This window comes from Paraburkholderia sp. RCC_158 (assembly GCF_041355255.1).
Lineage (GTDB): Bacteria > Pseudomonadota > Gammaproteobacteria > Burkholderiales > Burkholderiaceae > Paraburkholderia > Paraburkholderia graminis.
This window is the reverse complement of sequence record NZ_JBFUPM010000019.1, coordinates 79,168-96,792: the sequence shown is the minus strand read 5'-3', so window position 1 is coordinate 96,792 and position 17,625 is coordinate 79,168. Positions and strand designations below refer to the sequence as shown.

The 17,625-nt window shown below is 56.7% G+C and carries 27 protein-coding genes, 1 pseudogene and 1 other annotated feature; of the genes and pseudogenes, 8 read left to right on the top strand and 20 right to left on the bottom strand.

Going from position 1 to position 17,625, the window contains the following annotated elements; translation table 11 throughout:
• Positions 1-77: 77 nt before the first annotated feature.
• From AB6809_RS28090 to AB6809_RS28025, 14 genes are all read right to left on the bottom strand, one after another.
• A complete protein-coding gene (locus tag AB6809_RS28090; RefSeq protein ID WP_371027633.1) occupies positions 78-392 on the bottom strand; it encodes a hypothetical protein in 315 nt (104 codons plus the stop codon).
• Positions 393-412: 20 nt separating this feature from the next.
• Positions 413-541, bottom strand: coding sequence for a hypothetical protein (locus tag AB6809_RS28085; RefSeq protein WP_371027632.1), 129 nt, complete (start codon positions 539-541; stop codon positions 413-415).
• A gap of 97 nt (positions 542-638) precedes the next feature.
• Positions 639-821, bottom strand: a complete 183-nt coding sequence (locus AB6809_RS28080) for a hypothetical protein (RefSeq protein WP_371027631.1) — start codon at positions 819-821, stop codon at positions 639-641.
• Between the two features lie 51 nt (positions 822-872).
• Positions 873-1,163 (bottom strand): hypothetical protein, encoded by a 291-nt coding sequence (locus tag AB6809_RS28075; protein ID WP_371027630.1) that lies wholly within the window; start codon positions 1,161-1,163, stop codon positions 873-875.
• A gap of 85 nt (positions 1,164-1,248) precedes the next feature.
• Positions 1,249-1,434, bottom strand: a complete 186-nt coding sequence (locus AB6809_RS28070; RefSeq protein WP_371027629.1) for a hypothetical protein — start codon at positions 1,432-1,434, stop codon at positions 1,249-1,251.
• A gap of 65 nt (positions 1,435-1,499) precedes the next feature.
• Positions 1,500-1,997 (bottom strand): hypothetical protein, encoded by a 498-nt coding sequence (locus AB6809_RS28065; protein ID WP_371027628.1) that lies wholly within the window; start codon positions 1,995-1,997, stop codon positions 1,500-1,502.
• Between the two features lie 18 nt (positions 1,998-2,015).
• A complete protein-coding gene (locus AB6809_RS28060; protein WP_371027627.1) occupies positions 2,016-2,546 on the bottom strand; it encodes a septation protein IspZ in 531 nt (176 codons plus the stop codon).
• A gap of 13 nt (positions 2,547-2,559) precedes the next feature.
• Positions 2,560-2,802: a hypothetical protein gene (locus tag AB6809_RS28055; protein WP_371027626.1), complete on the bottom strand. Its 243-nt coding sequence runs from the start codon at positions 2,800-2,802 to the stop codon at positions 2,560-2,562.
• 70 nt (positions 2,803-2,872) lie between these two features.
• The gene (locus tag AB6809_RS28050) at positions 2,873-3,268 is read right to left on the bottom strand and encodes a type II toxin-antitoxin system VapC family toxin (RefSeq protein WP_371027625.1); all 396 of its coding nucleotides are present in this window, start codon (positions 3,266-3,268) and stop codon (positions 2,873-2,875) included.
• Positions 3,265-3,501, bottom strand: a complete 237-nt coding sequence (locus AB6809_RS28045) for a type II toxin-antitoxin system Phd/YefM family antitoxin (protein WP_371027624.1) — start codon at positions 3,499-3,501, stop codon at positions 3,265-3,267. The genes AB6809_RS28050 and AB6809_RS28045 overlap by 4 nt, the downstream gene beginning before the upstream one ends.
• A 104-nt stretch (positions 3,502-3,605) precedes the next feature.
• Entirely contained in the window at positions 3,606-4,076 is a 471-nt protein-coding gene (locus AB6809_RS28040; protein ID WP_371027623.1) for a tyrosine-type recombinase/integrase, read from the bottom strand.
• A 206-nt stretch (positions 4,077-4,282) separates the two neighbouring features.
• Positions 4,283-5,026, bottom strand: a complete 744-nt coding sequence (locus tag AB6809_RS28035; RefSeq protein ID WP_371027622.1) for an SDR family NAD(P)-dependent oxidoreductase — start codon at positions 5,024-5,026, stop codon at positions 4,283-4,285.
• Positions 5,023-5,214 (bottom strand): hypothetical protein, encoded by a 192-nt coding sequence (locus AB6809_RS28030; protein ID WP_371027621.1) that lies wholly within the window; start codon positions 5,212-5,214, stop codon positions 5,023-5,025. The genes AB6809_RS28035 and AB6809_RS28030 overlap by 4 nt, the downstream gene beginning before the upstream one ends.
• Before the next feature lie 60 nt (positions 5,215-5,274).
• The gene (locus AB6809_RS28025) at positions 5,275-5,754 is read right to left on the bottom strand and encodes a hypothetical protein (RefSeq protein ID WP_371027620.1); all 480 of its coding nucleotides are present in this window, start codon (positions 5,752-5,754) and stop codon (positions 5,275-5,277) included.
• Between the two features lie 355 nt (positions 5,755-6,109).
• Here AB6809_RS28025 and AB6809_RS28020 point away from each other — a divergent pair, with 355 nt between their 5' ends.
• The 5 genes from AB6809_RS28020 to AB6809_RS28000 all read left to right on the top strand — a co-directional run bounded on the left by AB6809_RS28020 (position 6,110) and on the right by AB6809_RS28000 (position 10,202).
• The gene (locus AB6809_RS28020) at positions 6,110-6,340 is read left to right on the top strand and encodes a hypothetical protein (RefSeq protein ID WP_371027619.1); all 231 of its coding nucleotides are present in this window, start codon (positions 6,110-6,112) and stop codon (positions 6,338-6,340) included.
• Positions 6,341-6,342: 2 nt separating this feature from the next.
• Entirely contained in the window at positions 6,343-7,113 is a 771-nt protein-coding gene (locus tag AB6809_RS28015) for a hypothetical protein (protein ID WP_371027618.1), read from the top strand.
• A complete protein-coding gene (locus AB6809_RS28010; RefSeq protein WP_371027617.1) occupies positions 7,079-7,753 on the top strand; it encodes a hypothetical protein in 675 nt (224 codons plus the stop codon). Before AB6809_RS28015 ends, AB6809_RS28010 begins: the two co-directional genes overlap by 35 nt.
• Positions 7,754-7,838: 85 nt before the next feature.
• On the top strand, positions 7,839-9,431 hold the full coding sequence (locus AB6809_RS28005; protein WP_371027616.1) for an amidohydrolase family protein: 1,593 nt from the start codon (positions 7,839-7,841) through the stop codon (positions 9,429-9,431).
• Between the two features lie 30 nt (positions 9,432-9,461).
• Positions 9,462-10,202 (top strand): hypothetical protein, encoded by a 741-nt coding sequence (locus tag AB6809_RS28000; protein WP_371027615.1) that lies wholly within the window; start codon positions 9,462-9,464, stop codon positions 10,200-10,202.
• A 77-nt stretch (positions 10,203-10,279) separates the two neighbouring features.
• Here the strand turns inward: AB6809_RS28000 and AB6809_RS27995 are convergent.
• The 3 genes and pseudogenes from AB6809_RS27995 to AB6809_RS27985 form a co-directional block, all read right to left on the bottom strand.
• Positions 10,280-10,535, bottom strand: a pseudogene (locus tag AB6809_RS27995) (IS3 family transposase); the annotation flags it as partial.
• Positions 10,446-10,559 (bottom strand) — a sequence feature (AL1L pseudoknot). (Overlaps the previous pseudogene by 90 nt.)
• 95 nt (positions 10,560-10,654) lie before the next feature.
• Positions 10,655-11,545, bottom strand: coding sequence for a DUF2278 family protein (locus AB6809_RS27990; protein ID WP_371027614.1), 891 nt, complete (start codon positions 11,543-11,545; stop codon positions 10,655-10,657).
• 9 nt (positions 11,546-11,554) lie between these two features.
• Positions 11,555-12,424 (bottom strand): hypothetical protein, encoded by an 870-nt coding sequence (locus AB6809_RS27985; protein WP_371027613.1) that lies wholly within the window; start codon positions 12,422-12,424, stop codon positions 11,555-11,557.
• A gap of 756 nt (positions 12,425-13,180) precedes the next feature.
• Between AB6809_RS27985 and AB6809_RS27980 the strand changes: the two genes are divergently transcribed.
• The 3 genes from AB6809_RS27980 to AB6809_RS27970 all read left to right on the top strand — a co-directional run bounded on the left by AB6809_RS27980 (position 13,181) and on the right by AB6809_RS27970 (position 14,922).
• Positions 13,181-13,672, top strand: coding sequence for an NUDIX hydrolase (locus AB6809_RS27980; protein WP_371027612.1), 492 nt, complete (start codon positions 13,181-13,183; stop codon positions 13,670-13,672).
• A gap of 171 nt (positions 13,673-13,843) precedes the next feature.
• Positions 13,844-14,185 (top strand): hypothetical protein, encoded by a 342-nt coding sequence (locus AB6809_RS27975; protein ID WP_371027611.1) that lies wholly within the window; start codon positions 13,844-13,846, stop codon positions 14,183-14,185.
• A gap of 221 nt (positions 14,186-14,406) precedes the next feature.
• Positions 14,407-14,922, top strand: coding sequence for a GNAT family N-acetyltransferase (locus AB6809_RS27970; RefSeq protein ID WP_371027610.1), 516 nt, complete (start codon positions 14,407-14,409; stop codon positions 14,920-14,922).
• Between the two features lie 329 nt (positions 14,923-15,251).
• On the opposite strand, the gene AB6809_RS27965 is transcribed toward AB6809_RS27970, so the two are convergent.
• The 3 genes from AB6809_RS27965 to AB6809_RS27955 all read right to left on the bottom strand — a co-directional run bounded on the left by AB6809_RS27965 (position 15,252) and on the right by AB6809_RS27955 (position 17,459).
• Positions 15,252-16,553: a UDP-N-acetylglucosamine 1-carboxyvinyltransferase gene (locus AB6809_RS27965; RefSeq protein WP_371027609.1), complete on the bottom strand. Its 1,302-nt coding sequence runs from the start codon at positions 16,551-16,553 to the stop codon at positions 15,252-15,254.
• A gap of 421 nt (positions 16,554-16,974) precedes the next feature.
• The gene (locus tag AB6809_RS27960) at positions 16,975-17,196 is read right to left on the bottom strand and encodes a hypothetical protein (RefSeq protein ID WP_371027608.1); all 222 of its coding nucleotides are present in this window, start codon (positions 17,194-17,196) and stop codon (positions 16,975-16,977) included.
• Positions 17,193-17,459 (bottom strand): hypothetical protein, encoded by a 267-nt coding sequence (locus AB6809_RS27955; protein ID WP_371027607.1) that lies wholly within the window; start codon positions 17,457-17,459, stop codon positions 17,193-17,195. The genes AB6809_RS27960 and AB6809_RS27955 overlap by 4 nt, the downstream gene beginning before the upstream one ends.
• Positions 17,460-17,625 lie beyond the last annotated feature (166 nt).

Below are 17,625 nucleotides of genomic sequence, written 5' to 3'. Positions count from 1 at the left end.
CCTCCATATGCGCGAGCAATAATGTTTTCGCAAATACCGTAAGTCTACCGTCGGCCACCTGCGATTCGCGGATTTTCCTATGCCTTCTGTCGCGTTGCGACGCAGGCGAGTTGCAGAATGGGCTTCTTGTGGATTGCGGCTGAAAACTCGGGCGATGCAAATGCCTGCTCAAGACGGTGAGTGCAATCGGAAGCGCTCAGATAGCGCCCAAGTTCTATCGCTCCGTCGCCGTTCGATACCATCGCCTTGTATTCGATGTACGCGCCATCTGCATCAACCGCCGAAGCCGGAATCGAGCGGGCTGCCGGTGCAATCGCCGTGACGCCCGGTTTTTCTTGCGCCGCTGCCCAAAGTGGAACGAGACACGTGAGCATCAAAATTCGTTTCTTCATGGCGTGTGATTTTCCGATGCTTACTTCGAGTAGTGAGCTTGCAGCACGCCCACGTCCTGCGTCGCGGTCACGACATGCGGACGATAGCTGCGCGCCTGTGCAGCAAACGACTTCAATGCTTCATCGCCTGGCAACGTCTCCGTATGCATTGAAAGAGCTACACGCAGTCGCGCCCGCGCAGTAGAGCGACGATTGCTGGCCTGTGATGCACGCTTCGCGCGCTGGAGAGTCGTTGTCATAATTTTCCTATGTGGTCACAAAATCTAACGCAGCAATAGCGACCGAAACAAACACCGCGCCGAACGCAAAGACCGAGCACAGCAGCGGCAGTACGTCCATCTTCGGACCGATAGCCCACGCCGCTTTTACGGCGAATGCGAAACCGAATGCCGTCCCCGCGAGGGCGACGACAACCATCAATCCGACCATGATTTTCCTGCTCCATGCTTTCCTTCTATAGCTCTGGACGATGTTTTCCGTTCAGTCCTGCTTGAGGCGAAGGTCGCTATGACCGTGTACGGCTAACCATTGTTCGAACTGGAGATCCGTCCGCGAAGCTGCCCAGCGGGTTTTCTCGAAGTCGCGCCTCGCCGCGTCCAGTTTGATCGCGGCACTTTTTAGCAACTCGTGGATTTGAGCTGGTGCGACCAGATCGTTCATCGCGTAGCTTGTCGCCGCAATTAGGCCGAGCGCGTTAGCCACGTCCTCGCTGGCGCTAGCGATTGCCTTTTGAACCAACTGCTTTTTCTCGTCGAAGTAGCCTTCGTCCATCTGTCCCGTCATCGTTTCCCCCTTGCCCTAGCCAATGTTTTCCTGTGTGGCCCGCGCGACCGGCGCGACCGCTTTTCCGATCCGATCAGCGAGCCTCGCCCAAAGACTTGACGATATCGCCGATGTAGGCGCTCTTACCGGAACCAACCGGCCCAGCAATGATGACGGTGCCGGTGCTGCCAAGGATACTTTTCAGCTTCGCTTGTGCGGCTTCGTCGTAACCTAAGTCGCTCAACGATTGCGCCATTGTGTTCTGCTGTTGATCGCTCATTGCACAACTCTCCTTATTTTCCTGTCGTGCGACGTGGGCCGCGTTTTCCGTTAGGTTTGCCATCGTCACGCTGAAACAATGGCACGTATCTCATAAAGCTTATCGCTTACGGTATCGAGTCGGGTGATAAAAAGATCCAAAAATTCGTTTGTCACTTCGAAGTACTTTTCCTCAGAGTCTTTCCGTCGATGAAGAATCTGTGCCTCGGCGTCGTTCGTGATGGGATAGGCGTGAACGAAATCAGTACGTTCTTTGTTCAGTGCGAAAAACATGTTCACAACGTTTTGCGCGACGGGCTCTATCTCAGGAAGTGACTTGCTAACCTTTTCCGCACTGTTGCGGAAATTGCACAATATCGCACCTCCGGTACCTGGCTCCACCTCAGATCGGCTGAGAGTCTTGTCAAGCTTGCAAGCAACCTCCGCCATAAAGCTGCTGAGCTTGGCGAAGCCGTAAAGAGCCACCCCTAGGCGATAAAGGTAGGCGTCGTCATCCGGCAGTGCTAGCCGAGTTTGGCTTCGCACTGCATCTACCGCCACATCAGTGATTCCGGTCCTACTCATGTGCTGTTTTCCGTTGTATCAAGCACTGCCTGCCGCTCTCCGATTGTCGCCAAGATACCGGGCCGCCCAAACCGAAAAGGCGATCAGCGCCAGGAGCGGTCCGAATGTCTTTAGCTGCAACCACGTACGGAATGGCACCACGTGGGCTACAGCGATATTCACGATCGCGAGAACGACGTAGAGACCACCAGCGCAGCCGTGAAGTCGTCGCCAAAACGATTCCGGCTTGCCCAGCAGACGTCCCCAGATAAGATAAAGCGGACCATTGCCATCGCGCAGCAAACTGCCAAGTAAAAGCACCGCGAACCAGCCGAACGCGATAGTTGGATGCCAGAGTATCCATTGGCTACCATACAACAGCGGCTTTAGCGGCGTTACCAAGCACAACGCCATCAATGCCAGAGACGCCAAAAGTTCGCCAAGAAACATGCGCCAAAATATTCCCCACCCCATTTTTCTATCCCCGAATTGTCGTGGTAACTTTTCAACTTCCTTTTCCCATTCGTCCCCGTCATCACCTCCGCGCCCAAACGAAAGCGAGGGTTTCAAACCGCTTACTTTGTCATGAGCCGCTGCTATTGCGCCCGTTGAGTTCGTCAACCCGGCGTTTCAGATTAGGGTTTTCTGTGCTGCCATAGATGATCGCGCCGATGAGGAACATTAGCAGCACCTTAACCAAGAATGGCGACCGCTCGTTAAGCGCGTCTACCATCCACGAGACAAGAAAGTATGCCAAGACGGTGCCGCCCACCCAGACGACGGCCTTCTTGATACGTTGAAAAGCTGACAACTCTTCTGTCCACATAAGCCCCCCGATTGCTGCCAACTTTTCCTGTCTGTTTATCGACGCGCATGCGCCGACCTTGAATCTAGTGTTACCAGATGGTTTTAACATGCGCGTAGGCGCGGATTTTTTCGTCCTTGGTCACAAGCGGCACGGCGAACTTGCGGGCGGTCGCGACAATCATCCGGTCAGCCGGGTCCTTGTGAAATTCGCCCGGCAGCTCAACCGACTTGACTGCAATTTCAGGATCGACCGGAACAAGATGCACAGCTTCGATGGCCTGTACCGTGGCAAGCCAACTACCCACGTCCATCGAAAGAACCAGTTTCTCGCGCTCGACAAGCATCGCAATTTCCCATGCCGAGATTGCCGACACGAGAAGTTCCCCGCCGTTGAGTTCTCGATTGATAGCCGCTTTCGCCTTCGTGCTCAATGCCGAATCACCCGTTACCCACCATACCAACGCGTGCGTATCCAGGGCGATCACTGAGCCGCCTCCCAATCGCCGTCTGCAACCGGCTCGGTAGGGTTCTCGTACCGCACAACCGACCCCCGCAGCACGTCGAGCGGATTGCGCTCCATGCTCCGATACGCCCGTACTTCTAACGCTGGCTTGCCGTGGTCGGTGACGACGACACTTTCGCCCGACGACTCAATCTGACGGAAGAATTCAAGCGCCTTCGCCTTGAATTCGGACTTCGATACCTGATTGCGTTCCATTTTCGCGCCTATGGTCAGTGCCTATAGTCACAAGTATAGCAAACAAATGACTACATAAGGCAGTCATTGAAGGATTGCCTATTGGGGAGCCTCACACGCGGGCCTCATAGCACGTCGGAGAACATCTGCCGGAGTTTTCTATCGGACACGGCCAGATAGGGCAAAACGTCGTCAAGCTCCGCATGACCTAAAAGCTGCTGCACCGTCTCAATATCGTGTCCTTGCTCAACGAGGTTACTGGCAAACGAGCGCCGGCCCGAATGGGATGATCCGCCGCGTATCCCTGCGTCCCTGTAGAGCTTTGTGACGTGGGATTGGAGGCTGTCACACGCAGAATAGTCAACCGGCTGCCCGGCCTCGTTGATGCGGCGCTTGGTGTTCATCGCAAACTTGCGCCCCTTGCCCGCAAGGACCAGGCAGCTTGACGGCGCGAGTCCGCGATAGCGCTCTGCGGTTAGCTCGGTTCCCATGCCGCGTGTAATGCGATGGTTGAGATAGCGCTCCAGAGCCGAAAGCGTTTTCGAATGCGTGAGGTAGACACATCGCTTCTCCCAGTTAGCAACAGTGTTTCGCACTGGTGGAATGCTTGCAAATGGATGGTTAGATCTCTGCGTAGCAGATTGGCAACAGATTCGCTGCCTTTAGACTGGCACATCCTTGGCATCAACAGGGGGTGCCCTCAATAAACGGATTTTTTGATGGCGTTCCGAACGTCGCTGATCGACCCCACAACAGTCCTCCGAATTCCTTCAAAGCAGCCGGTCGGTCGTGCACGTGCTTGCTACGTGAGATTCAATCCCCCATCCGAAAGCAGAATTTCTCCGGTCAGATAATCTGATGCGACTAGCAATGCAACAGCCTGAGCAATATCCTCAGGACTAGCGGCCCTACGCATCGGCGCCCGTTCCTTCCATAGTTGCTGCGCTTGCGTCCAGTCCGCTGTTAGAGGCGTATCGACCAAGCCAGGAGCGACGGCATTCACGCGGATATCTGGGGCAAGTGAAACCGCGAGTAAGCGGGTCACGTGGTTTAACGCCGCCTTTGTTGCTGCGTAAGGAATGGACGCTCCCTTTGGCCGGACGCCGGCATGTGAACTCACGTTCACGACGCAACCCGGCCTTCCTCGTGTGGCAGCTTCACGGAGCGCGGATTGCGCCGCCGTGACCAACCGGAACGGGGCAACGACATTGACTTCATGCAGTTCCTGCCATATCTCCGGCGTGGCTGCCGCCAGATCCGCATGGGGTATAACGCGACTGATCCCCGCGTTATTGACCAGAACGTCGAGTCGGCCCCATACCGCAATCGCTTCACCGATTAGCCTCAGCCTGTCCGCGTCATCGGTCAGATCGGCTTGCACATAAGCTGCCGATCCGAGTTCACGGGCCAGCGCATCACCTGCATCGGCCGAACTTCGCGAATGCAGGACGATTGAGAATCCGTCCTTTGAGAGTCGCCGCGCGATCGCGGCACCGATACCAGAAGTCGAGCCAGTGACAAGAGCGACAGGTGATGGGATTTTCATGGAGGCGATTGCCGAATGAGGTTTTTTTCGGACTGGCGGACAACGTATTCCTTGCCTTCGACCGAATGACCGTACAGGCCGGTCGTCGACAGGGTCCGGCAATTGTTAACGATCTGGCGAGTTGTGTCGAATGTCTCAAACTGGCCGACCAGCGCCCCACGGCCGAACGCGACGATCGTCTGGGCCATACGTTCGATGCAAAAGGCATGACCCGACCCATCCCGGTCAGATGACCTTCTCCGAAGCGGTCAGTCAGCTGAATCCAGTTTTTGCGAACCGGACTGCGCATGAGCGGCCGTTGGCGACTTCACCCAATCGGCCATGATGAGACGTTCGCTCCCCCCCGTCTCCTGGCCGTTCACACGTCGGTTATTGCTCGGAAACTGGCCATTCGATAAAAGGCGCTGAGACAGTTGGCGCGCGACAGTGATTTGCAGACAGAAGAGTGCGACCTTACAAACCTGTGCAGAACTTTGCAGGCCTGGGGGCTCACCCCCATTGATCCAAAGCGAGCTATAGATGATGCAGAGCAAGTACTCGATGGTGCAGGTGGCCAGTTGCATCACCCATGTCGGCCATTCGTCGCTGCGTTGGAGAGATAAAAAAAAGTTTTGCTCGAGCTCGTGCCGACGGAAACCGAAGCGGTCTCGGGTCTGCTCCGACCGACCAGCGGCGGCCAGCAATCGCACTGCCGGCAATTGGTCCGTCGACTTGAGTGGCGTAATCAAAGGCCGCTTCATTGCGCCGCGCTGACGTCCGAACACCAGTGAGACGACGCAAGCAACGGCCACAATGCCTCTCCACGGCAATGCAATGGCTTACGTTTATGCGTTTCCCGTTTCCAGCGTCTGGCTCCGTTTCCCTGCACACTGTGACGCGTCGGCGCTGCGCAGCGACCCTGCTACCAAAACCGATTGTCGATCATCCTTGAAAGTAAGCGAGAGCCTGCTATGTTTAATGCAGCGCAAGCAAGCATAAAAACCGAGGGACGATGTTTCAGCGCAACGTGGAAGCGTCCACTTCGACTGGAAAACTGCTACGTTAAGAGAATCAATCCGAACCGCAAAGTAATGGAGACACGCGATGGAACATCAGGACAACTCGCTTAAGGGCGGTGGAAAAAAAATCGAGTTCGAGCTTTCTCCAGAGGATTTGAAGGCGATAGCGTCAGGAAAATCGGTTCAGATCACCAGCGCCAAATTCTTTGGAAAGACCACCTTCACGATAGAAAACGCGCCCATTCCCAAAAGTGTCAACGACGCGGTGACAATTCGTCTGGAGATCGATCAGGAGAAGAGCAAGGACGGACACTGAATATGTCCGCCGACCCGTCTTTCGTTTGCCGGTTCGTTGAAGAGCATCTCGCGCGCTCGGATGGTTTGGCGCGGGCCACTTACGCGAAGCTGCTAGCGCACGCCTTCACGGGCAACGAACCACCATATGGTAGGGCGTGGTTCGGCAATGAGTTTAGGCGGCGCTCGCGAGATCAGGAGTGGCTGATTTCGCTTCTGCTGTCGAATGTTGACATGGAAGGCTACAGTGCTGGCCGACTGTGGGAATACAGCCAACGCCTTGGACAGACGGCGATCGCACGAGGCGTACGGAAGCACGCATATGACGAGGCGAAGCATTCACGCATGTTCGCCCGCATCACGTTCAACACGTTTCCCCGCATCGCAACCGAAAAGCTTAGAACCAAGCTTCATGGTTGCGCGCCTAAATTCGAGTCGGTGCCGTCCGGTGCGAAAGCAGAGTTCGAATCGTATGATTTCCAGGAGCTTTTGAATTCCCTAATCCTCATCAATCTGTTCGAAATTAAGGCTCTTTTTCTTGAGAGACTTCTCACGCCGGTTATCCTTGCTCACGCACCCGACGCTAACCGAGCGAAGCTGGAGCGAGCGATGGCAATCATTGTGACGGACGAAGTGGGGCATATAAGCTATACGGCGGATTTTCTGGCCGCTCTCGCACGTCAGGGATATCAAGAGCAAGTCATGGTCTCAATGCGCGAGTTCCAGACGGTGCTCAACGAGGTCACTGAGAAGGAGCTGGATGGAGATTCAAGAGAGACGTCTTCATTTCTCTGAGCGGATCGGGGATGAGAAAATGTTCAAGCGCTACTTTGCAAGAGCTGGAAACGTCCTCGGCAAGACGGAACTTGCGACACTGAAAGAAGGCATCCTCACCAGCGAGTATTTGGGACCAAGTCCGTTGGGCAAGGAGTTTGTCAACAGCAAAGGCTTCTCGGTCGTATTCCGTCGCGATCGGATCGAGTCGGTCGGACACCACTTTCCCTATCTGTGCCCTTTACTCGATCTCGCATTGTTCGAAGCATGTAATGCCTTCTATATTAATCCGCTTATCCTTGAAGGCTCCTCGCGTGTAGATCCACACATCGATTGCCGGCTCATTGGGGATGGTGATGTGAGGCTAATACCGAACCTCGTCAGTGTCTTTTACGTGGAGGTTCCGCGCGACATTGTCGGGGGAAGCCTCGTGTTGAACGTTGGGAAAGAAAGCGAAGTCGTGCTCCAACCCGACAGCAACGAAGTCATTCACTTCCTTGGAGATGTAGTCCATTCCGTGACTGAGGTTCGAGCGTCTTGCACGAGAATGAGTGTGGTTTGCGAGCAATACAACCTTACTGGTGACAACCTAGCGGGCTTCCCCTCATTCTGCGTGCTTACTGACTGTCGCGCCACGCCTCGTGTGGCGGCTGAGAGATAACACGCTCGTAATTGGGCTGACGCGGGTGGCCGCACGACTGATCACCCGACAGCTCCGGTTTCGCAGTTGTGACATGAGGTGGAACATGGCGTGGTTTCGAGTGGAGACAGGTGAGGACCAATCCCGTCGCGCACTGGTGAATGTGCCGTCGAGGCTGATTCTTCGGGGGCGCGTCGTTACGATGGACGAAGCGGCAACGGTCATAGAGGACGGCGTCGTCGCGATCGAGGAGGACAAGATCGTTTACGTCGGCCAGGGAGATCAGCCGCTTGCTCCGTCGTTCGCCAATGGTCCGGTGGTCGAGACGGGAGGGACTATTTATCCCGGCCTGTTTGAGCTTCACAACCACCCCGCCTACAACGCCATTCCGCTTTGGTCAATCTCGACCCGCTTTCCTGATCGACGGGTCTGGCGTGGCGCTGCCGACTACAGGAGGCATGTTTCCTCTCCCGCAGCACTGCTGACTCACGATCCAACGTCAGAGAATGCGAAGGCCGTGGTTCGTTTCGTCGAATGCCGCGCCTTACTGGGCGGCGTCACGACGACGCAGGGGCTGTCGCTGGGCACGACCGCAAGTGCGACGGTGGAGCAGTATCGCGGTCTGGTCCGGAACACCGAGCTTCCTGACAATCCGGCTTGGCCCACCGCCGTGGATCAGATCAACGATTTCGAATCGCAAGCCGAAGCCGCGAAGAAGTACGGGACCATCCTAAACGATTCGAGTCACCCGTTTCTCATGCATGTCTCGGAAGGAACCGATGACGCGGCACTTCGCGCATTCGACTATTTGAAGCGTCCCGACGGATGCTGGCTGGTCGGGAGGAACTTCATAGGCATTCACTGCACCGCACTGGATAAATCGCGAATTCAAGCAATGCGCGCTAGCGGCGGCCTGGTATGGTCTCCCTTGAGTAACTTTCTGCTGTATGGCGCAACAACGGACATATCGGAATTCACCAATGCGGGCGTGCCCCTTGCGCTAGGTTCGGACTGGGCTCCGAGCGGCACCAAGAATTTGCTCGGAGAGCTGAAGGTTGCCAAGGCAGCGAGCAAACAACTGGGCGCGATTCTTAGCGACCTAGATCTGGTCCGTTCAGTGACGTCGACGCCCGCCAACATGGTCGGATGGGCGAACTCGTTGGGGAGCATCGGGGCTGGTAAGACTGCGGACCTCCTTATCGTCGATACGCTTGATGGCGATCCGTATGCGAACCTGATCAGCGCGACGGAAAAAGACCTTGTCGCCGTGCTAATCGGGGGGCGCCCACGCGCCGGCCGTGCCTCAATCCTCGATCCTCGGACCCCTGGGGTGGAGCGAATTCATGTCGCTAGCCAGGATATGGTTCTCGATTTGACAGTCAGTCCGACTCACCCGCTCGCGAACATGACTCTCGCAGAAGCCACCAGAACGCTTAGCTATTCACTGGAACATTTGCCTGAAGCGGCGTCTGAATTTTCAGAGAAACACGCCTTGTTCGCGACGGCTCAGCCGTTATTCGTCCATCTCGACATGGACGAGGGATATGCCGCGGAGCTAGTGGCAGGATCAAGACCCATCGGTCCAGGCGACGTCGACCCGATGGAACTCGATCCCATCACGTCGATCGACGACTCCACGTTCAGACAGCGAATCTGGGCGAACCCAAATCTGCCCGAATGGTTGAGAGCGGCGTTGTGAGGGGCACCGCCGAACATCGGGAGGAACGAAATGAAGGTATTTCCGGCGGAATTCGAGGGCCTTCTGAATAAACGGGGGCTGCGCGTACTTGATCAAGGAGCCGCCGGCTTTCGTCGGGGCAGGTCGACGGGATCGATGCCAACGCTAGAAGTTGTGCCCGGCTTGATTGATGAAGATGTTGCACAGCGGTGTCACGCGCTCCTGGACGCCTCCTTGCTTGCCCACGTCAAGCTCGTGGCGGCACCAATCCCTCGCGAAAGCACTAGCGCCATGACGCGCAACTACTCGGAGTGTCTACATAAGGTGGTTCGCCAACGCACTATATACCTTGATTCGCGCCGATCACAAGCCTACCGCCAAGCGAAAGAGATCGGGTTGGTGAGCATGTTAACGTCAGAGAGCTTGGCAAGGTTCGCCGAAGCGATGACCGGTCTGAAACTCGAAAGGAAAAACGGCGTACAGGCGATCCTTTACAAGCATGGCGATTATGTGGGGCCTCACAACGATCACCATCCCGAAGAGCTGCATCTTCGCAATGGATACGTCGACGTGCACTTGTCGTTTACGAATGACGCAGTGGCCTCCCAATTGGTCATCTGCGAGGGACCTGACGGACATCTAAACATGTGCTTCGATGCGACGCGCAACGGAACGATTTCAGTGCATCGGCTTCCCTTTTGGCATCATGCCACGCCTTTGCAAGCCAAGCGCTTTCGCGAGCAAGAGGCGAGGAGATGGCTGTTACTGGCTTCTTACTGGATCAAAGCATAGGCGCGTGGATCGGGTTCCAGACGCACCCTCCCAAGGTACCTGTTGTTCTCACGTCCTCCTGCGCTTTTCACAGCGCGCTCCCGGTTCGTCTGCTTCCAGACTTTGTCCGCGCGGTAGACCTGCAAGTCGGCCTGCCAGACTCGGTTGATCGGTTGATCTCGGGGCACAGCATCTCATCGCGCTTCGCCCGGGCGCAGCGCGTCGACGGATCACGCAGCTGGGTCGCATGGCGCCGGCAGCCCGACGGGCAATCCGAAAGACCTTGCAGATCGGCTCGACCCCCGAGGTGTCGCGATGCTGATCGATAAAGGCCTTCATGACTTCAAACGGCGGTCAAGCCGCTATGCAGAACGAACCAGAATGCCGACCGGTTGCCGATGCCTTGGACGCCTTTGCTGCTCAGGAAGCTGCGAAGCGCGGCGCGATCGCCGGCTTAACCGCTGTCGATACCGTCACAGGCGGAGTTGCCGAAGTCGCTGTCCCATCTTGACCACGTACGAGGCGATGCGTCCGAGGTGCTCTTCGCTGGCTTCGGGCAGATGGCTGCCGAGTTGTGTGTGCAACTCGCGCGTCATCGCGGCCCTGGCTTCGCAAGGGACATCGTCGATGACAGCAGCCCAGGACGCGATTTTGATGAGCCCACTTTCGAGGAGGACACGCCGTTCGTCGTTCGTCATCGGATCGCCCGGCGGCCATCGCCAGCGTGGAATGTAGTAGTACAGGCGCGGTGGAATGCGGAAATCGATGGGGAGCCCATGGTCGTCAGTGAAAAGCGACTGTGTCTCGAACTTGATCTGCAGTACCTCCAGCCGCGGTTGGCTCCCTCCATATTGAAACAGCACGCCGCCGTCCTGCCAGATCTCGTCGAGATGCTGGAACGAGCTTCCGTCAGGATCTCCCTGGTTCATGTGCACATCGTGCACGCCGATGCCGCTTGAGTAGGTTGCGCCGAAGATGTAGAGGCGCTCGACGCCGCTCAGCAGTGCGTTGAGCTTGTCGATGAGGTTGTCGCCGGTTTGAAGTATCCAGTCGGCGGTGCCCGTAATGCCCCCGTGCCGAACGTAGTCGAGCGCTCCGGACCAAGACGTCTGCGCGAGAAGGTGCTGCCCGTCGGGGAGTTCGACGACGCTGGCGAAAAGCGGCTCTTGGATGCCGAACTGGCGGCTACGGTACTCGATCTGTATATCGGTCAACGATTTTAGATTTATCGCCGAATCCATGATCTGTCCGCTCAGGCCAGAGATACGCACGTGATAGTGCGGCCACTGACCCGTGTCGGGGTTGACCAAGTCAGCGTCATGCAAAGGGCCCACGTTCACGCCGTACGGTGTTTGGAGCGGCATGGTTTCTCCTCAGAAAGCGGTATTGAACTCGGCGAGCGACGGGGTGCTGCTGGTTGCCACACCGAGTATCTCGTGCTGGGGCCACCAGAAGTTGCCATCGAAGTTCGCCATATTGAGCCTATAGTCGTCTCCGATTCCCTTCCAGACGAGATGCAACCGGCCGGAGAAGGCGACGACTGCCGGCCCGGTGCCGGTGGTGAAGTCGGCGATTTTAGATGGAGCCAACCACGCACTGACGCTCGACGCCATCGAGGACCAATAGATCCCATGGTCGCCCTCCGCTCCTTTGAAGACCAGGACCAGACGTCCGTCATAGACGGCCAGCGCGGGCTGGCTGGTCGTGGCGACGCCGGGGATCGGCTGCACGATTGACCAAGCTCCGCTGGCGTAGGTCGTGTGATAGACGTTGTGATCGTCGGCGGGACCTTTCCAGACTAGGTGCATAGTCTTGTCGAAACGCGCGAGCGCCGGGGGATGCGACGTCCGTGCGTTGGTTACGATCGACAACGGCCCCCAATGCACGGAATCGAAGATTGCAGCATTGAGTCCTGATCCGCCCAACGCCTTCCAGATCAACATGAAGTCGGATGTGTTCATGAAGGCGCCGGCCGGCGCGGTGTCCGACGTGGCACCCGGGACCGCGCCGAACCAGTTCCAAGAGTTGAGACCGTCGAATCGCGCCGCTTGCACCCGACTCGGCGATGAAGTGTCGTGCCAAGCCGCGAACAGTGTCTGGTCGTAGTAACCGGCCCAGAACGGATGCGATGCCGTCGCGATCTGGGGGATGGCCACTTTCGCCGACCAGCCCGATCCGTCGAAGTTGCTCTGATATACCTGCTCGTCCCCCGGTACACCTTTGAAGAGCATTGACAGAATCATCACAGTCCTCCCCGCATCAAGTTGCGCAAACGGCTCCGCACGAACCCAAAGATAATATAGGTCGCCCTCTCTCATTTGCCTAGAAAGGCGGTAGCATCAAGCGCGTTTCCGAGGCAATTCAGAAGCTAGGATTTTGGACTGCCCGCGAGAAGCTGTCGCCGAAAAAAACCACTGCGACAAAATCGGCTGCAGGGAATTCCTAATGGTGCATCTGCTTCCCGGCAGTTTGACGTGACGGATTGATTTCCAAGACGCGACTTCAAGGCTGGGTAGGTTACGAAGTCAAGAGGTAAGGCTTCTCGAACATCCTGTGCGTCTCTTCAGCGCAAGGCAACAAGGACATCGCCTTTTGCCTTTTGGAACCGTAACGGCCATTGCCAAGTAGCCGGGCAACGGCCGCTATCACGCGACTCGGCCACTTCGGCACCGCGCTGTCGAATGGCTCAGAAGGTCGGGCTGCGTCAGCCCGCTCTTCAATTTCATCGCCGGAAAGCGGCCAGTGGAATCTCGCGGCCCGGGAGCGGACAGTCGTCAGCGCGTACTTTCGACCCATCCCGGTCAGATGACCTTCTCCGAAGCGGTCAGTCAGCTGAATCGAGTTTTTGCGAACCGGACTGCGCATGAGCGGCCGTTGGCGACTTCACCCAATTGGCCAATACCGGTCAGTCGACATCCGTGCTTGGATCGCTGACAATCGCCGACGCACCAAAATTCTGGGCCTAAAATGGCCGCTCATAAATCTTCGAACTCAAAACCATGATTTCATTCGACACCGGAAGTCATCGCTTCAATCTGAGGGCGGCCGCAGTAATCTTCCAAGACGACTACGTCCTGCTGCATCAAGTCGAGGGTGACGACTTCTGGAGCCTTCCCGGGGGCCGGGTCGAGCCTGGAGAACATGCCGCACAGACTGTTATCCGTGAGATGGAAGAAGAGGTTGGCGCTTCGGTCCACATCGAGAAAACGCTCTGCATCGTCGAGAATTTCTTCAGTTATAACGGACGACCAAACCATGAGATCGGTTTCTACCTAATTGCGCGCCTAGAGCCCGGATCGCCGTTGCTCGATCTAACGGTTTCGCATCATGGCTCGGAGGGGAACAAACGCCTTACCTTCACGTGGGTTGCTCGGCGACGGCTGTCTGAGATTGATGTGCGGCCCGTTTTTCTTCGTCAGTTGCTTCGAGCCGATCGTGGCGCTCTTGCACACGTGATCCAGCGTGAATCGCATTTTGAAGTCTCATACTGAGCGATGCTTCGCTCGCCAGTTACGATGAAGGAGGGGCGCTTGATCCCGTCGCTAGTTCGAGTGCCGACTTCGGCCACGAAGGGTTGTTCGACATAGGCGCATAGATCGTCGACAATTCGCCGGAGGACCTCGGAACTCGCCTGCATAATCTAACTCGTACAAGGACCGGCAATGAGTTTTGACATCATCGTCATTCAACCAACGAATCTCAATGCGGAAAGTCTGAACGACGTTCGAGAAGTAAGCCCTATGGGCGATGCCGAGTCCGTGCGGAGAATCTTTGAAGCCAAGTTCCCGGAATCTACAACGGGCCTGTTCGTGAATTGCGAGGAATATAGTCTGGAAGTCACGCTGGCGAATGACCCGGTGAGTTCTGCGCATATCGCTCTGCGCTCCAGTCAGGCATGGTCAACATCATCTCTCGAGCAGTTTATTGCGCGTCTCGTGGAACTTTGTGGTCACCTCCAGTGTGTGGCTTTCGCTGTGTCAGATAATTCTCGGCTGGCTCCTTGAGTCCGCCGAGATTGCAAAGTGAACGACCGAATTGGAGAAGGGTGAAAAGCCGTTTGGGGGTAGGTTTGCTGCGTTCGCCGTCGGCGCGTGATCGGCGAAGGCGACGAATGCGTAGAGTCGGCCAAAACCGGACCTCCGGGAAGAAGGCGTGGATTGGTGACAATCGATTCGCGGCGTTATTATTTGCAGCGCCGAATGACCGTTGCCGGAAGCCGCCTTCAATGAACATCGCCTATTCCCTTACGGCGCAGTCCGATGCCGAGAGCCTCGTTGCCATTCGTATCGCCGCGATGCGCGAGAGCCTGGAGCGTGCCGATCGTTTCGACCCGCAGCGCGCGCGGGAGCGCTTTCTAACGTCGTTCGATCCTGCGTTGTGTCGATTCATCGAGGTCAATGGTGTTCGCTCTGGCTTCATTGTCATTCGCCCGCAAGCAGACCACTGGTTACTCGATCACTTTTATATTCTGCCGGAATACCAGGGAAAGGGTATCGGCGCGACCGTCCTACGCGACGTCTTCATGAGCGCGGACGCGCAAGGCATGCCAGTCCGTCTCGGCGCCTTGCGCGGCAGTGATTCGAACCGCTTTTACAGACGGCACGGTTTCGTACAGACTAGTGAAGAGGAATGGGACATCTACTATGCTCTTCAACCGGTGGAGCGAAAGGCAAGCAGCAAGGCTCCATCCAACTTTATAGGGACAGCCGTGGTTGTATCGCCGTCACAGACCCAACCGTAAGGCTTTTCGAATCGTTCCTCCCTTTTCACTTGATCCGTGACTGTCGTCGGGTTATGCCTTTCGCACGAGATACACAACCCGGCGTGATCGCTGCGCAAGTCCGTGGGACCAGGTGCGGCCATGAAGAGACGCTCACTCCGGTGCACCGAGAACCATTTGAGCGGTGGAAACGAAGCGAACAGCGGACCTGGAGCCGTTGCTATCGTAGGAACCTCGACCACGCGGCAATCTCGCGACGGTTCACATTGCGGCTGTTTTTTTCAGATCTTGCGTCGCAATGCTCGCAGAATCCGGCACCCCCATGCAGGACAGTCGTGCGCCGATGCCTATCATTCGCTACTGGTCCACTCGACGTTCGCACCCACTGAGCGCAGATTTTCGACAAAGCGCGGATGGGCACGCCGGATCGGTAGTGCATTCACGATCTCCGATCGTCCGTCAATGCTCGCTGCGACCATCAGCAATGCGATCGCTACTCGAATGATGTATGGACTCTCGACACGTGCGGGGCTTAGCGTCAGCCCTCCGAACGTGACCAGCCGGTGGGGGTCCGACAAAAACACATGCGCACCGAACTTCGACAACTCGCTCGTCCAGCCCATTGCGCCGTCATAGACCTTGTTCCAAAACATCGCACTGCCTTCGGACTTCACCCCAAGTGCCACGAAGATAGGAAGTAGATCGACCGGCAGATAGGGCCATGGCGCCGCTTCGACCTTGGTAAGAATGTTCTGGGTGAACGGGCGGAGCACTTTCAATTGGCCTTGATCTACCGTGCGTGACCAGCCGTTGCGATGCACGACGTTGACGCCAAACTTTGCGAAGGTCCTGTCGATCAGCGGGAACTGCTCGGGTGCGGAGTTTTTGACCGCGATGTCGCCGCCAGTGATCGCGCCCAGCGCGAGAAATGTCGCAATCTCATGAAAATCCTCGCTAAAGCGAAACTCGCCGCCGCCGAGTTGTCGGCCGCCTGTCACCACGAGCCGTGACGTACCGACGCCTTCAATGCAGACACCGAGCATTGACAGGAACCGGCAAAACTCCTGAACATGTGGTTCCGACGCCGCGTTGACAAGTGTTGAGGTGCCATCGGCGGCCGCCGCACACAGCGCAAAGTTTTCAGTCGTCGTTACTGATGCATAGTCCAGCCAGTGATCGTTGGAAACCATCCTTCCGTCGTTGTGGACGGTCAGCGAATTGTCCGTGCGCGCCACACGAGCGCCGAAACGCTCGAATACTTCCACGTGTGGATCGATTTCGCGCACACCGAGTGTGCAGCCTTTCACGTCGTTTTCAAGCCTGGCCACGCCGAAACGCGCGAGAAGAGGTGGCACCAGCATGATCGACGAGCGCATCTCCTCGGGCAGCCGGTGCGTAGCGGGATCGAAAACGGTCGCTCGGTGATGCAAGTCAACGATGCCGGTAGAGAAATTCACCGACACATCACTTCCGAGCACACGGAATATGTCGAGAATCTTCCGGACATCAGTGATCTCTGGCACTCCGATGAGGCGCACGGGTCGATCGGTGAGAAGCGTTGCACAGAGTATCGGCAGGACAGCGTTCTTGTTAGCGGAGGGCACAATCTCCCCGCGTAACGGGGCGCCTCCATGAACGATCAAGTTGGACATGTTGGGGACGTTTGAAGAGAGATGGACGTCAAGCCGATATGATGCCATTGCGAGAGGGCAAAGCGGGGAGTTCACGAAATAATGGCAGCGCCGTTGCAACCGACTGTCCTTCTCACCTGCGGAAACTGCGGCCGCAAAATCGTAGTGAGGGAGACAAAAGACGTGTTCGGGGTTCGGTTCTTCAAGCCAGAACAAGAGTAAGCACGAGTTGGCGCCGGTCCACTCACGGTCGACCGGGAGTGAAGCGACATTCCAAAGTCGGCCAGTTTTGAGCGACCGGCTGGATGCAGTGAACCGGCCACAAACGGTCATTTCGAGGTTGGGCTTAGAATCGTCAATCCTCCGTCTGTGTGCCCCTGCGATCCTCAGCGGCGAGAGCCCGAGGTTGAATGGCCGGCATGATATGCGTCGTGCCGGCAGACTACTGCCCGCTCCAGTCGCCGGAGTAAAGGTCATAGACCATCATGTGCTGTAGCGCTTGCCGAATCTTGTCTTCTCCGAGGGCGTCAAACAAGCGGGTCGGGATTGCAATCCCGACGTGCTCAGAGTTGATCGAAAAAACTTCGGCTCGACCATTCAGAAAGCCAAGGCTACGCTCGACATCGTTCAGGGGTATACCGCGAACCATAAGTTGAAAGCTCATGACCGTTTCACCCGAATCTCTGCAATATCTGCGAGCGCGTGATGCAGGCAGCCTTCAAGATCGTCTGCCACCTTTTGTCCACGGACATCATAAACCACCACAAATCTAGCAGTAGGCAGCGGCACGTGTTGTCGGCCAAAGAGTACACGCGCCCGAACGTACGCAACGCTTAGGTTCAGCGCTACTTGCGTCTCGACATAATGATTGGCGATCAGTGTATGTTCCGTGGCGTCCGCTGTAGAAAATTCTGGCGTGAACATCATATCTTTATCCGAAGGTTCCCGACTGTTGAACGGCTGTTCTGGGGAAAACTGAAGGGCAGATCAGGGTCGTCTTACGCCCTCTGCATGAGAGGCCGCGCCGGCCGCGATCGCCATGCTTGATCGTCGGGCGCTAGTCGGCCGGAAGCGGGCGGTCGACGGCCGGTGC

Coding starts and splice junctions, on each gene's coding strand:
- AB6809_RS28090 (WP_371027633.1), bottom strand. CDS start 392: ATGAAGAAACGAATTTTGATGCTCACGTGTCTCGTTCCACTTTGGGCA.
- AB6809_RS28085 (WP_371027632.1), bottom strand. CDS start 541: ATGCATACGGAGACGTTGCCAGGCGATGAAGCATTGAAGTCGTTTGCT.
- AB6809_RS28080 (WP_371027631.1), bottom strand. CDS start 821: ATGGTCGGATTGATGGTTGTCGTCGCCCTCGCGGGGACGGCATTCGGT.
- AB6809_RS28075 (WP_371027630.1), bottom strand. CDS start 1,163: ATGGACGAAGGCTACTTCGACGAGAAAAAGCAGTTGGTTCAAAAGGCA.
- AB6809_RS28070 (WP_371027629.1), bottom strand. CDS start 1,434: ATGAGCGATCAACAGCAGAACACAATGGCGCAATCGTTGAGCGACTTA.
- AB6809_RS28065 (WP_371027628.1), bottom strand. CDS start 1,997: ATGAGTAGGACCGGAATCACTGATGTGGCGGTAGATGCAGTGCGAAGC.
- AB6809_RS28055 (WP_371027626.1), bottom strand. CDS start 2,802: ATGTGGACAGAAGAGTTGTCAGCTTTTCAACGTATCAAGAAGGCCGTC.
- AB6809_RS28045 (WP_371027624.1), bottom strand. CDS start 3,501: ATGGAACGCAATCAGGTATCGAAGTCCGAATTCAAGGCGAAGGCGCTT.
- AB6809_RS28035 (WP_371027622.1), bottom strand. CDS start 5,026: ATGAAAATCCCATCACCTGTCGCTCTTGTCACTGGCTCGACTTCTGGT.
- AB6809_RS28030 (WP_371027621.1), bottom strand. CDS start 5,214: ATGGCCCAGACGATCGTCGCGTTCGGCCGTGGGGCGCTGGTCGGCCAG.
- AB6809_RS28020 (WP_371027619.1), top strand. CDS start 6,110: ATGGAACATCAGGACAACTCGCTTAAGGGCGGTGGAAAAAAAATCGAG.
- AB6809_RS28015 (WP_371027618.1), top strand. CDS start 6,343: ATGTCCGCCGACCCGTCTTTCGTTTGCCGGTTCGTTGAAGAGCATCTC.
- AB6809_RS28010 (WP_371027617.1), top strand. CDS start 7,079: ATGGAGATTCAAGAGAGACGTCTTCATTTCTCTGAGCGGATCGGGGAT.
- AB6809_RS28005 (WP_371027616.1), top strand. CDS start 7,839: ATGGCGTGGTTTCGAGTGGAGACAGGTGAGGACCAATCCCGTCGCGCA.
- AB6809_RS28000 (WP_371027615.1), top strand. CDS start 9,462: ATGAAGGTATTTCCGGCGGAATTCGAGGGCCTTCTGAATAAACGGGGG.
- AB6809_RS27990 (WP_371027614.1), bottom strand. CDS start 11,545: ATGCCGCTCCAAACACCGTACGGCGTGAACGTGGGCCCTTTGCATGAC.
- AB6809_RS27985 (WP_371027613.1), bottom strand. CDS start 12,424: ATGATTCTGTCAATGCTCTTCAAAGGTGTACCGGGGGACGAGCAGGTA.
- AB6809_RS27980 (WP_371027612.1), top strand. CDS start 13,181: ATGATTTCATTCGACACCGGAAGTCATCGCTTCAATCTGAGGGCGGCC.
- AB6809_RS27975 (WP_371027611.1), top strand. CDS start 13,844: ATGAGTTTTGACATCATCGTCATTCAACCAACGAATCTCAATGCGGAA.
- AB6809_RS27970 (WP_371027610.1), top strand. CDS start 14,407: ATGAACATCGCCTATTCCCTTACGGCGCAGTCCGATGCCGAGAGCCTC.
- AB6809_RS27965 (WP_371027609.1), bottom strand. CDS start 16,553: ATGTCCAACTTGATCGTTCATGGAGGCGCCCCGTTACGCGGGGAGATT.
- AB6809_RS27960 (WP_371027608.1), bottom strand. CDS start 17,196: ATGAGCTTTCAACTTATGGTTCGCGGTATACCCCTGAACGATGTCGAG.
- AB6809_RS27955 (WP_371027607.1), bottom strand. CDS start 17,459: ATGATGTTCACGCCAGAATTTTCTACAGCGGACGCCACGGAACATACA.